General features: G+C 42.3%; 10 protein-coding genes. 7 read left to right on the top strand and 3 right to left on the bottom strand.

Going from position 1 to position 12,750, the window contains the following annotated elements:
- The first annotated feature begins 21 nt into the window (after positions 1 to 21).
- The 7 genes from dnaA (at position 22) to G588_RS0103535 (ending at position 10,240) form a co-directional block, all read left to right on the top strand.
- Positions 22 to 1,419: a chromosomal replication initiator protein DnaA gene (dnaA, locus tag G588_RS0103565; protein ID WP_022777387.1), complete on the top strand. Its 1,398-nt coding sequence runs from the start codon at positions 22 to 24 to the stop codon at positions 1,417 to 1,419.
- A gap of 305 nt (positions 1,420 to 1,724) precedes the next feature.
- On the top strand, positions 1,725 to 2,834 hold the full coding sequence (dnaN, locus tag G588_RS0103560) for a DNA polymerase III subunit beta (protein WP_022777386.1): 1,110 nt from the start codon (positions 1,725 to 1,727) through the stop codon (positions 2,832 to 2,834).
- Between the two features lie 38 nt (positions 2,835 to 2,872).
- On the top strand, positions 2,873 to 3,088 hold the full coding sequence (locus G588_RS0103555; protein ID WP_022777385.1) for an RNA-binding S4 domain-containing protein: 216 nt from the start codon (positions 2,873 to 2,875) through the stop codon (positions 3,086 to 3,088).
- Positions 3,085 to 4,200, top strand: a complete 1,116-nt coding sequence (gene recF / locus G588_RS0103550) for a DNA replication/repair protein RecF (RefSeq protein WP_022777384.1) — start codon at positions 3,085 to 3,087, stop codon at positions 4,198 to 4,200. The genes G588_RS0103555 and recF overlap by 4 nt, the downstream gene beginning before the upstream one ends.
- Before the next feature lie 15 nt (positions 4,201 to 4,215).
- On the top strand, positions 4,216 to 6,153 hold the full coding sequence (gyrB, locus tag G588_RS0103545; protein ID WP_022777383.1) for a DNA topoisomerase (ATP-hydrolyzing) subunit B: 1,938 nt from the start codon (positions 4,216 to 4,218) through the stop codon (positions 6,151 to 6,153).
- Between the two features lie 32 nt (positions 6,154 to 6,185).
- Positions 6,186 to 8,741: a DNA gyrase subunit A gene (gene gyrA / locus G588_RS0103540; protein ID WP_022777382.1), complete on the top strand. Its 2,556-nt coding sequence runs from the start codon at positions 6,186 to 6,188 to the stop codon at positions 8,739 to 8,741.
- A 41-nt stretch (positions 8,742 to 8,782) separates the two neighbouring features.
- Positions 8,783 to 10,240 carry a GGDEF domain-containing protein gene (locus G588_RS0103535; protein ID WP_022777381.1) on the top strand — a complete coding sequence of 486 codons (1,458 nt, stop codon included), beginning with the start codon at positions 8,783 to 8,785 and terminating at the stop codon, positions 10,238 to 10,240.
- A 4-nt stretch (positions 10,241 to 10,244) separates the two neighbouring features.
- Here G588_RS0103535 and G588_RS0103530 read toward each other — a convergent pair whose 3' ends face one another.
- The 3 genes from G588_RS0103530 to G588_RS0103520 form a co-directional block, all read right to left on the bottom strand.
- The gene (locus G588_RS0103530) at positions 10,245 to 11,234 is read right to left on the bottom strand and encodes an AEC family transporter (RefSeq protein ID WP_022777380.1); all 990 of its coding nucleotides are present in this window, start codon (positions 11,232 to 11,234) and stop codon (positions 10,245 to 10,247) included.
- 94 nt (positions 11,235 to 11,328) lie between these two features.
- Positions 11,329 to 12,090 (bottom strand): exodeoxyribonuclease III, encoded by a 762-nt coding sequence (locus G588_RS0103525; protein WP_022777379.1) that lies wholly within the window; start codon positions 12,088 to 12,090, stop codon positions 11,329 to 11,331.
- 5 nt (positions 12,091 to 12,095) lie between these two features.
- Positions 12,096 to 12,521 carry a hypothetical protein gene (locus G588_RS0103520; RefSeq protein ID WP_022777378.1) on the bottom strand — a complete coding sequence of 142 codons (426 nt, stop codon included), beginning with the start codon at positions 12,519 to 12,521 and terminating at the stop codon, positions 12,096 to 12,098.
- Positions 12,522 to 12,750 lie beyond the last annotated feature (229 nt).

Below are 12,750 nucleotides of genomic sequence, written 5' to 3'. Positions count from 1 at the left end.
GCATAATTGGGGAGTTTTTTCATGCAATCATCAGAAATCACACAAAATCTCAAAAACAACTGGGAGGACATCAAGAAACAGATCAGGACACTTTCAGGCATCACAGATATCTCTTATCGTACCTGGATTGAGCCTTTGTCTGTTTATGAAGCATCAGAGGATACCGTTAAGATCCTTATTCCACAGGACAATCCCATGGCTCTTTCTTATATCAGCAAGAACTATATGGATTTCTTCAAGGTTACAATTTCAGAATTTCTTGATTCAATGGTGGAAGTAATCTTCATTTTAAACAAAGATACTATTAATAATGAAGAAACAGTTGAAAGCGATAATTCCGGAAGCAGTGAAAACCGCTACGTTACTAACGCCAACATTGAACATGCCAACTTAAATCCTAAATATAGATTTGATACCTTCGTTGTAGGAAGCAACAACAAGTTTGCTCATTCCGCTGCTCTTGCGGTTGCGGAGTCTCCCGGAATATCCTACAATCCTCTTTTCCTGTACGGCGGTCCCGGACTTGGTAAGACTCACCTTATGCATTCCATAGGTCACTTTATTATGGAACATAATCATCAGGCCAAGGTTCTGTACGTAACTTCCGAGCAGTTTACCAATGAAGTTATTGAATCCATCCGTAGTGGTAAGACAGAGAGCATGTCCAAGCTTCGTGACAAATATCGTACCGTTGATGTTCTCATGGTCGATGACGTTCAGTTTATTATAGGTAAGGAACAGACTCAGGTTGAGTTCTTCCACACTTTCAACGAGCTCCATCAGGCCGGCAAGCAGATCATCCTTTCATCCGATAAGCCGCCTAAGGAAATGGAGACTCTTGAAGAAAGATTCCGTTCCAGATTCGAGATGGGCCTTATCGCAGACATTCAGTCTCCCGACTATGAGACCAGAATGGCAATCCTTCGCAAAAACGCCGAGAACTACGGCAAGACCATAGATGATGAAGTAATCAACTACATTGCTACCAATATTAAATCCAACATCCGTGAGCTTGAGGGTGCCTTCAACAAGATCATAGCTTACTCAAGACTTAACAATGTTGATATCACTCTGGAAAATGCAATGGAAGCCCTGAAGGATATCATTTATCCCGACAAGACCAAGGTTATTACTCCTCAGCTTATTATCGATACCGTCTGTGAGCAGTACGGAACCAAGAAGGAAGACATCATCTCCAAGAAGAGAAATTCCGAGATAGTTCTTCCCAGACAGATCATCATGTATCTCTGCAGAGAACATACTGATGCCTCTCTTGAGGAAATCGGTAAGGTCCTTGGCAAAAAAGATCACACCACAGTAATGAGCGGTATCAACAAGATCAAGCAGAAGATTACCATTGACGATGAGCTTAACAAAAACCTTGATATTATAATGAAGAAATTAAATCCTTCACTTTAAGCCTTTATAAACCAAGTTATCAACAATTTGTGGATAACTATCTTGATAACTTGTGATTTGGCTGGGGATTAATTGTTATTAATGGGTGGATAGATTTTTATAGTCCCATTTGCAAAAATTTGGCTTGTTTATAACTTTTTAATTTTCAACATCAATTTTTTTGTTTTCAACAATCAAAAATTTGTAAAAAAGCCTTGAAAATTGTATAATAGAATAGGTTTTCAACATATCAACAGCTCTTATTAATACTTTTACTATTTTTTTATAATTATTTTATATATTTTCCGATGGGGGTAATTCCGCACATGAAATTCGTTTGCTCGAAATCAAATCTCGTCAGCAGTTTGCAGATTGTATCTAAAGCAGTTCCTTCTAAGACTACAATGTCTATTCTTGAATGTATTCTTATAGATGCAACCGAAGGCATAATCAAATTCATTGCCAACGATATGGAGCTTGGCATTCAGACTATTGTAGAAGGAAATATTGTAGAGAGAGGTTTCATTGCAATCGATGCCAAGATCTTCGTAGATATTGTAAGAAAACTCCCTGACAATGATGTAACAATTGAATCTGATTCATCCAATAAAGTAACAATCAGCTGTGAGAAGTCCAAGTTCAATCTTCCCGGAAGAAAGGGTGATGACTTTACTTATCTTCCTGCTATTGAGAAGATTGACGGCGTAGAAGTATCACAGTTTACTCTTAAGAATGTTATTCAGCAGACTATTTTCTCCATCGCAGAGAACGACGCCAACAAGATCATGGCCGGTGAGCTCTTTGAAGTAGATGGAGAGAATCTCAAGCTGGTTTCTCTTGATGGTCACAGAATCTCTATCAGAAAGGTCAAGCTGGGCGGCAGCTATCCATACAAGAAGGTTATTGTTCCCGGTAAGACTCTCGGTGAGATCAGCAAGATCCTTGGTGACAGCACCGACAAGATGGTCAGCATCTATTTTACAGACAAGCATGTTTTATTTGAATTTGAGAAGACAACTGTAGTATCACGTCTCATTGAAGGCGAGTACTTCAGCATAGATCAGATGCTCTCAAGCGACTACGAGACCAAGCTTAGCATCAACAGAAAAGAGTTCCTTAGCTGTATCGACCGTGCTACCCTTCTTGTAAAAGAGGGTGACAAGAAGCCTGTTATCGTATCAGTAACTGACGGAACACTGGAGCTCAAGATCAATTCAGCAATCGGAAGCATGGATGAAGAGATTGATATCGACAAACAGGGTAAGGATCTTATGATCGGCTTCAACCCTAAGTTCCTCATTGATGCTCTTAGAGTAATTGAGGATGAGATTGTTGATATTTACCTCGTTAACCCTAAGGCACCATGCTTTATCAGAGACAAGGAATCAACCTACATCTACCTTGTTCTTCCGGTTAACTTTACAACAGTTGATTAAAAATATTTTTTGTAATAGAAAGTTTTAGAAGTAAGAATATGGAAATTGTTAAATTACGTGAACAGGATGACTTTATCAAACTTGGACAGGCACTGAAAAAAGCAGGTCTTGAGGGTTCCGGCGTTGATGCCAAAAATGATATTCAGGCCGGACTTGTTAAGGTAAACGGTGAAATAGAAGAAAGACGTGGCCGCAAGCTCTATGATGGTGACATTTTCGAATACGACGGCGTGCAGGTAAAGATAGAGAAATGATTATAAAGTCATTGGAACTGGCTGATTTCAGAAATTATGAAAATTTAAAGATCGATTTCAGCAGCGGTACAAATATTTTGTATGGTGACAATGCCCAGGGTAAGACCAATATTCTTGAGGCAATATTTGTATCCGCCACCACCAAGTCCCACAAAGGAAGTAAGGACAAGGAAATCATCAGATTTGGAATGGACGAAGGTCATGTCCGCACCATACTTGAGAGAGACGGTGCAGAGTACCGAGTAGACATGCACCTTCGCAAGAACAAATCCAAGGGAATAGCCATTGACGGTCAGAAGATCAAAAAGGCTTCAGACCTGATAGGCAAGCTTAATGTAGTATTTTTTTCTCCGGAAGATCTCAGCATTATTAAGAATGGTCCCTCAGAGAGACGCAGATTCATGGATATGGAGCTGTGTCAGCTGGATCAGATATATCTAAATAGTCTTTCTAAGTACAATAAGCTCGTCACCGAGCGCAACAAAGTTCTAAAGGATCTGTACGAACATCCGGAAAACAGCGTGCTTCTTGATGTTCAGGACAAGCAGCTGTGCGAATACGGATCCGTCATTATCAAGACTAGAGAAAAATTCATAGGCGAATTAAATGAAATAATACAACCTATTCATGAGAAATTGACAGGTCAAAAAGAAAGCCTGTCCGTTTATTATGAGCCTTATGTGTCCGCAGCTGATTTTGAGCACAAGTTAAGGGCTTCCAGGCAGAAGGATGTGATCCTGAAGCAGACAACAGTTGGACCTCATAAGGATGATTTTTCTTTTATTGTCAGGAAAAGAATAAGTGAAGACAGCTTAAGTGATGGAATCGATATCAGAAAATTCGGTTCCCAGGGACAGCAAAGAACCGCTTCTCTCTCACTCAAGCTTTCAGAAATAGAAATTGTTAAAAAAGCAAAGAAGGAAAACCCGGTACTTCTTCTGGATGATGTTCTGTCGGAGCTTGATTCAAACAGACAGAATTACCTGCTTAATACCATTGGTGATATTCAGACCATCATCACCTGTACCGGACTTGATGAATTCGTTAATAACAGATTTGAAATAGATAAGCTGTTCAAAGTTACAGAAGGAACAGTAAGCAGCGAAAACTAAGAAATGGAGCGAAATATGGCTAACGAAGAAGTACAATATGGAGCTGACCAAATTCAGATTCTCGAAGGACTTGAAGCAGTCAGAAAAAGACCCGGTATGTATATCGGAACAACAGCCAGCAGAGGACTTCACCACCTTGTATACGAGATAGTTGATAACTCTGTTGATGAGGCACTTGCAGGCTTTTGTGATCACATTGAAGTTACCATAAATGAGGATAACACCATCGTTGTCAAGGATAATGGTCGTGGTATCCCTGTTGACGTGAATCACAAATCCGGACTTACAGGTGTTGAGGTTGTTTTCACAATTCTTCATGCCGGCGGTAAGTTCGGCGGTGGCGGTTACAAGGTATCCGGCGGTCTTCACGGAGTTGGAGCTTCCGTTGTTAATGCTCTTTCCGAGTGGCTTGAAGTCCAGGTTACAAGAGATGGTAAGGTATATCAGCAGAGATACGAAAGAGGCAAGGTATGCTACCCTCTTAAGGAGGTTGGAACCGCATCTGAAGGAGCTTCCGGAACAAGAGTATATTTCAAGCCCGACGCTCTTATTTTCAAAGAGACCACAGTTTATGACTACAACATTCTTAAGCAGAGACTCAGAGAGATGGCCTTCCTTACCAAGGGACTTAGAATCTCTCTTACTGACAAGCGTGTTGAGGAAGGTGAAGATCCTATTGTTCAGACCTTCCACTACGAAGGCGGTATAAAGGAATTCGTTCAGTATCTGAACAAGAGTAAGACAGCTCTTTATACCGACATTATGTATTTTGAGGGAAACAAGAACAACGTTCAGGTTGAAGTTTCCTTCCAGCACAACGATTCTTACAACGAGAGTATTTATACTTTCGTAAACAATATCAACACTCCTGAGGGCGGTACACATCTTGAAGGCTTCAAGGCAGCACTTACCAAGACCTTCAATGACTATGCCCGTGCCAACAAGATGCTCAAGGACAGTGAGGAGAACCTCACCGGTGAAGATATCAGAGAAGGTCTCACAGCTATCATCAGTGTCAAGATTGAGGATCCTCAGTTCGAAGGACAGACCAAGCAAAAGCTGGGTAACTCCGAGGCAAGAGGCGCTGTAGCCGGAATCGTTGGCGAGCAGCTCACCTACTACCTTGAGCAGAACCCCGGTGTTGCCAAGCAGATTCTTGAGAAGGCTATTCTTGCACAGCGTGCAAGAGACGCCGCAAGAAAGGCAAGAGATCTCACAAGACGTAAATCAGCTCTTGACGGACTGGGACTTCCCGGTAAGCTTGCGGACTGCTCCGACAAGGACCCCAAGAACTGCGAGATTTTCATCGTTGAGGGAGATTCCGCCGGCGGATCAGCCAAGACAGCAAGAAGCCGTGCAACACAGGCTATCCTTCCTCTTAGAGGTAAGATCCTTAACGTTGAAAAAGCCCGTGTTGACCGTATCTACGGTAATGCCGAGATCAAGGCTATGATCACAGCCTTCGGAACAGGTATCCACGACGACTTTGATATCAGCAAGCTCCGTTATGACAAGATCATTATCATGACCGATGCCGATGTTGACGGTGCGCATATTGCTACTCTTATGCTCACCTTCCTATACAGATTTATGCCTCAGCTTATCAAGGAAGGCCACGTATATCTTGCTCAGCCGCCTCTTTACAAGCTTGAGAAGAACAAGAAGGTCTGGTATGCCTACAGCGATGAGGAGCTTAATAAGATCCTTCTTGATGTTGGACGTGACCAGAACAACAAGATTCAGCGTTACAAGGGACTTGGTGAGATGGATCCCGAGCAGCTCTGGGAGACAACCATGGATCCTGAGAGACGAGTACTCCTTCGTGTAAACATGGATGAGGAGTCCGAGTCCGATATCGACGTAACCTTTACTACTCTCATGGGTGACAAGGTTGAGCCAAGAAGAGAATTTATTGAAAAGAACGCTAAGTTTGTTAAGAATCTTGATATCTAAAGCAAACAAGGTTGTAAAAAAGGGGATAGAAAATGCCTGATAATAACAACAATAACAACAACGAATTGTCAGATGACGTCTTTGACAAAGTAACCACTGACAGAATCAAGGAAGTAGACCTTCAGAAGACCATGGAGTCCGATTATATCGACTACGCCATGAGTGTTATCGCATCCCGTGCTCTTCCTGATGTCAGAGACGGACTTAAGCCTGTACAGAGAAGAATACTTTTTTCCATGATAGAGCTCAACAACGGTCCCGACAAGCCGCATCGTAAGTGCGCCCGTATCGTCGGCGATACAATGGGTAAATATCACCCTCACGGTGACAGCTCTATCTATGGTTCATTGGTTAATATGGCACAGCCCTGGTCAATGAGATATTGTCTCGTTGACGGTCACGGTAACTTTGGTTCCGTGGACGGCGACGGCGCAGCTGCCATGCGATATACTGAGGCAAGACTTACCAAGATCTCAATGGAAATGATTGCCGATATCAACAAGGACACCGTTGACTTTGTTCCCAACTTCGACGAGACAGAGAAAGAGCCTGTTGTTCTTCCTTCAAGATATCCTAACCTTCTGGTTAACGGTACAACAGGTATCGCAGTAGGTATGGCAACCAATATTCCTCCTCACAACCTTCGTGAAGTCATCGGCGCTGTAGTCAAGATGATCGACAACAGAGTCCTTGAGGACAGAGAGACTGAGATTGAGGAGATTCTTGAAATTGTTAAGGCTCCTGACTTCCCTACAGGTGGTATCATCCTTGGAACAAGAGGTGCCGAGGAAGCCTACAGAACAGGACGAGGCAAGGTTGTAGTAAGAGCCGTTACCAACATAGAACCCATGCAGGGCGGCAAGAACAGAATCGTTGTAACAGAGCTTCCATACCTTGTTAACAAGGCTAATATGATTTCCAAGATAGCAGAACTTGTTAAGCTCAAAAAGCTTGACGGTATCACTGCTCTTCGTGATGAGTCAGACCGTGAAGGTATGCGTGTTGTTATCGAGCTTAGAAGTGATGTTAACCCTAACATCATGCTGAATAAGCTCTACAAGCACACTCAGATGCAGGATTCCTTCGGTATCATCATGCTTGCTCTTGTCAACAACGAGCCCAAGGTTCTTAGCATCACCGAGATGCTTAAGCACTACATCAGACACCAGGAAGAAGTTGTAACCAGAAGAACCAAATACGACCTCAACAAGGCTGAGGAACGTAATCATATCCTTGAAGGTCTGCTTATAGCCCTTGATAACATCGATGAAGTTATCAAGATCATCAGAGGCAGTGAAACAGTAGCAATTGCCAAGGAACAGTTGATGGGACGCTTTGGTCTGTCAGATGTTCAGGCGCAGGCTATTGTAGACATGAGACTTCGTACTCTCACCGGCTTGGAAAGAGACAAGCTGGAGCAGGAGCACGCAGAGCTTCTTAAAAAGATTGAGGAACTTAAGGCTATTCTTGCAGATGAGAAGCTCCTTCTTGGAGTTATCAAGAAAGAAATTACAGAAATTTCCGATAAATACGGCGATGACAGAAAGTCACAGATCGGACATGATGAGTCAGATATTGATATCGAGGATCTTATCCCTAATGTTAATACCGTTATCGCAATGACCGACCTTGGATATATCAAGAGAATGTCCATAGATAACTTTAAGGCCCAGAACCGCGGAGGTAAGGGGATTAAGGGTATCACAACAATCGATAATGACTTTGTTGAAGATATTCTCATGACAACAACACACAACTACATCATGTTCTTTACCAGCACAGGACGTGTATACAGACTCAAGGCTTATCAGATTCCCGAGGCTTCAAGAACATCAAGAGGTATGGCTATCGTCAACCTCCTGCAGCTTGCTCCCGGTGAGAAGATATCCGCTATGATTCCTGTTACCGGATTTGAGGATGAGACCAAGAGCCTCTTCATGGTAACCAAGAAGGGAACCGTTAAGAAGACTCCTATCACAGACTTCTCAAATGTTAGAAAGACCGGACTTGTAGCCATCAACCTTCGTGATGACGATGAGCTTATCGAAGTTAAGACAGTTAAGAAGGACGCAGAGATTTTCCTTGTTACCAAGAACGGAATGTGTATCCACTTCGATGAAGAGGATGTTCGTTCAACAGGCAGATCTTCTATCGGTGTAAGAGGTATGATGCTTGACGATACAGATGAGATTGTCGGAATGCAGCTGGATTCACAGGGTGATTCACTTCTTATCGTATCCGAAAAAGGTTACGGCAAGCGTACCACACTTGAAGAGTTCAACAGCCAGTTCAGAGGCGGTAAGGGCGTTAAGTGCTACAAGATAACAGAGAAGACCGGTAGCGTAGTAGGCGTCAAGGCAGTTAAGGATGACAACGAGATCATGATGATCACCAACCAGGGAACCATCATCCAGCTTCGTATGGATGAGATCACTGTTCACGGACGTGTAACTTCCGGTGTTAAGATGATCAATCTTGATAAGGGTGTCACTGTTGCCAAGATTGCCAAGGTAAGAGAAAAGATTTCCGACGGAGACAAGGATATCGACAACATCGATGATGTTTCCGAGGATATTGAAGAGAAATAAGTCGCAATTAACAGATCAGGCAGTAATATGTGAGGGGATACATGAATATTGGACTGTTGATATCTGAATTGGAAGACATAGATGTTAAGAATATCTGTATTGGTGCCTGCCAGGCAGCCAAGAATAAGGAGATTAATCTTTTTATCCTGCCGGGCAGATACCTCTACACGGATAAATCGGTGAATGAGGACAGACCCTATGATTATCAGAACTCTGCTCTCTTCGACTATGCCATGACCACCGATTTTGATGCACTTATAATTGACATCGAGAGAATAGGAAAGAATGCCCCGATTCTTAAAAAAGAGGCATTTCTTAGAAAATTTGAACCGGTTCCTGTTCTGACGCTTACGGAATGCGAAGGTTTTACCAATGTAAATCCCGTGCAGTCAGACCATGATCAGATGCAGCAGCTGGGTTATGAGTCTGTATGTGATGCAATCTATTTTGCCAAGAATAAGGAACTACCTCCTTCAGAATCACAGAAGCAGTTTAACTTTGTGGAATGCTCTCCTGCAGCTGCGATTGAGGAACTTGCCAACATCAGCAGCAGCCTTCTTCACAGAAAATATGCCTCCGAGAAGGCTTATCAGACCTTCGCCGAGGATGCCAGGAAGGCCGGAGTCAAGAACTGCGGAATAATGCTCTATGACAAAAAGGTCAGAAACACCATCAAATACAGTTGGGAGAGACCTGAAGTCATTTCAATCAAGAGTGCACTGATAAACGGCACTATCACAGAACTTAAGGATGATGAAGTTCGTATCGGTACAGACATGATAATCTCATCCTTTACCAAGGCCGGACATAACATTTTCATCATGGGAGATATATTCGTTGGCGAATATCAGTTGGGACTTCTGATCATAGAGTTCAAACCAGTGATGCTGACCGATAACTTTTTTGAATGTCTTCTTAGCGTAATAACCGGAGTTTCCAGAGTATCTTATCTGGAAAAAGAGTTAAAGCGCACCAATGAAGAGCTCTACGAGGTTCAGGAAGAACTTGCAAGAGATGACTCTGTTCTTGATCACATCGGCGATCAGGATTATCTCACCGGTGGTCTTAACAGACGAGGCTTTTTTGCCAAGGCTTATGATTATCTTAAGGAACAATTCAAGCCCGGTAGCAGCGCCATTGTGGCATATATTCATATGGAATCCCTCAAAAAGATCAATGAAATGTACGGACATGAGGAAGGTGACAGAGCTGTTAAGAGAGTTGCCAAGATTCTTGAAGAAGTATTTGAAGGAAGTATTTACGGCAGAATTCGCGGTGATGAGTTCGCTGTAATAGATATAACCGAAGATGAAGGCAAGGGGGAAACTTTCCGTCAGGAAATGTCAACCCAGAATGCTATACTGCTATCAGAAACCAGCAGATATATCAATCATCTTCAGTACTCAATCTGTGAGTTTGGTCACGAGGAGAACCTGTCCCTTAGAGAAATGCTGAAAGAGACAGATGAAAATCTCCAGAGGATAAAAGGAAATTATTGATGTCTTAGATTAAACTTAGAGATTTCAGTATATAGAGCCAGAAGGTCAGTGAAAATGAACATCCAAAGGTAGTCATCATAATGATACTGCTGCTAAGAGTTCCTTCATGGCCCATATTCTTGGACATGATAAAGCAGCTGACTGTTGTGGCTGACCCAAGCATAACAAGAATGGCTACCAGCTGTTCTCCGGAGAATCCCAGAGTTACAGCAACAGGAAGAAATATAGCAACTAATACAAAAAGCTTGATAAAGCTGGCACACAGTGCCGGCTTTATTTCATTTGCGGCCTTTTTGAAATCAAAGGTGGCACCCATGGACATAAGACCAAGAGGTGTTGCCAGTGAAGCTATGTTACTGACTACGGTGTTAAAAATCTTAGGCTGAGGAATCCGAAGCAAAGACCAGATCATACCAATGAAGATACCGAAAATAATAGGGTTTTTAAGGATTCCGAGTAATGTTTTTTTGATAAGAACTTTTTTGGCGTTGTCACTACTGCCCTCTTTCGAACTGTCTCCCATTACATAATCCGAAGGGGCTGTGACCATCAGAATTATAACTGCAAGAATATTGTAGAGTGGAACGCTTCCAAGGATCATAAGAGGAGCCATACCTGTGCTGGCTTCTCCGTAGATATTGTGGATAAAAGCTATACCAAGGAGCGCTGCGCTGCTTCTGTAGGAGCCTTGAATGAACTCTCCTCTTCTTCCTTTATTTTTGACCAGAAACATTGATAACAGGGTGATCATCAGGACACTTATCGCTGTTGCCAAAAAACAGAACAGTACAAATCTTCCGTTCCAGGCTGCTGCGAAATCTTCCTTGGACAGGTCTGCAAATAAAAGTACGGGCAGAGCAACTTTAAAAACAAATTTATTCATCCAGGAAGCTGCTTTTTCATCCATAAGTCCAATCTTGTTGAAAATATATCCGAGAACCATGAGAAGAAAAATCGGAAAAGTCGCATTGAGACTGAAGATCAGGTTATCCATAGTATCATTCCTCACAATAAAAAAGGTGTAAATGTCAGCGAATCAAACCGCAAAACATTGTACACCTTCGTAGCCTGTTAGACAAATATTGCTGTTATTTAAGAATAAGTCCCACAGGACAATGATCGGAACCAAGAGCATCAGCGTAAATCTTGGCATCTTCTGCCCTATCGATCAGACTTTCGGATACAACAAAGTAGTCAATACGCCAGCCGGCGTTCTTGGCTCTTGAGTTGAACCTGTAGCTCCACCAGGAATATGCGCCTTCAAGATCGGGATAAAAATGTCTGAAGGTATCCACAAGACCGGAGTTAACCACATTGTCGAACTTAGCTCTCTCCTCATCTGTAAAGCCTGCGTGTCCGCGGTTGGGCTTGGGATTCTTAAGATCTATCTCCTTGTGGGCAACATTGAGATCGCCGCAGTAGATAACGGGCTTCTTCTCTTCCAGTTTTTTGATATAAGCAAGGAAATCATCTTCCCACACCTGTCTGTATTCAAGTCTTGAAAGATCCTCTTTTGCATTGGGAACATAGACCGTTACGAGATAATAATCCGGATATTCAGCGGTTATTACTCTTCCTTCGTGGTCATGCTCTTCTATTCCGAGGCCGTAGGTCACGGATAAGGGCTTTTCCTTGGTAAAAATAGCCGTGCCTGAGTAGCCTTTTTTCTCAGCGTAGTTCCAGTATTCTTCATAGCCGGGAAGATCCATCTCAATCTGTCCCTCCTGAAGTTTGGTCTCCTGAAGGCAGATCACATCAGGGTTTTCTTTGTCCATAAATTCCTGAAAGCAGCCTTTTGATACACAGGCCCTTAGTCCGTTGACATTCCACGAAACAAGCTTAGTACTCATAGTATTTACCTCTCATCACCGAAGATATTGGTCGTGTGTAAAACGGTTACTCTCCCGCTCTGCTTGAAGAACAGGTAACCGAAACTATTGTACCCTCCGTTGGCATTTATATATAGGTTCATAGTATGAGGAACTGATGTAAGTTCTTCGAGAAATAACTCCTCACCGTTTACGATACCTGCGAAGTTATCCCGAAATCCGCCACTTGATCTTGTTTTGTATGCCAAAAGGGAATAACCGTTATTCACTACTATATATTCAACATTATTAAGAGGATTTCCGCAATAGGCATAATATCCGCAAAAGTTGTCCATGGAAAGATATTTAGGGAAAGAAGTTGATGTTTCCTCAGAAATATCCATAAAACTGTCAAAAGAGATCTGCAACGGAGTGCTGTCATCTGTAAGATATTTAATATTGTAATCCGTCATAATTTCTCCTGGGTTTGTTACTTCCTTTTTATTGCTGTCTTATTCTAACATCGTAAACTAAAGAATTAAAGTGTCGTTCGTCCCATTTCAACTACCGTTTGTCAGAAAAAGGCCTGCAATTTGAAAAAATGGAGACTTATGACATTATAACCCACTAAAATGCAGATGTTCTATGAATTTCTGAGTTGCTATACTATAATTAGTTCTGAGAAATCCCCAAAATAATGAC

Origin of the sequence: Butyrivibrio sp. AE3009, assembly GCF_000420845.1 — a bacterium.
Taxonomy (GTDB): domain Bacteria; phylum Bacillota; class Clostridia; order Lachnospirales; family Lachnospiraceae; genus Butyrivibrio.
The sequence above is the reverse complement of the archived record's forward strand: the minus strand, read 5'-3'. Positions and strand labels throughout refer to the sequence as shown.

Coding starts and splice junctions, on each gene's coding strand:
- dnaA (WP_022777387.1), top strand. CDS start 22: ATGCAATCATCAGAAATCACACAAAATCTCAAAAACAACTGGGAGGAC.
- dnaN (WP_022777386.1), top strand. CDS start 1,725: ATGAAATTCGTTTGCTCGAAATCAAATCTCGTCAGCAGTTTGCAGATT.
- G588_RS0103555 (WP_022777385.1), top strand. CDS start 2,873: ATGGAAATTGTTAAATTACGTGAACAGGATGACTTTATCAAACTTGGA.
- recF (WP_022777384.1), top strand. CDS start 3,085: ATGATTATAAAGTCATTGGAACTGGCTGATTTCAGAAATTATGAAAAT.
- gyrB (WP_022777383.1), top strand. CDS start 4,216: ATGGCTAACGAAGAAGTACAATATGGAGCTGACCAAATTCAGATTCTC.
- gyrA (WP_022777382.1), top strand. CDS start 6,186: ATGCCTGATAATAACAACAATAACAACAACGAATTGTCAGATGACGTC.
- G588_RS0103535 (WP_022777381.1), top strand. CDS start 8,783: ATGAATATTGGACTGTTGATATCTGAATTGGAAGACATAGATGTTAAG.
- G588_RS0103530 (WP_022777380.1), bottom strand. CDS start 11,234: ATGGATAACCTGATCTTCAGTCTCAATGCGACTTTTCCGATTTTTCTT.
- G588_RS0103525 (WP_022777379.1), bottom strand. CDS start 12,090: ATGAGTACTAAGCTTGTTTCGTGGAATGTCAACGGACTAAGGGCCTGT.
- G588_RS0103520 (WP_022777378.1), bottom strand. CDS start 12,521: ATGACGGATTACAATATTAAATATCTTACAGATGACAGCACTCCGTTG.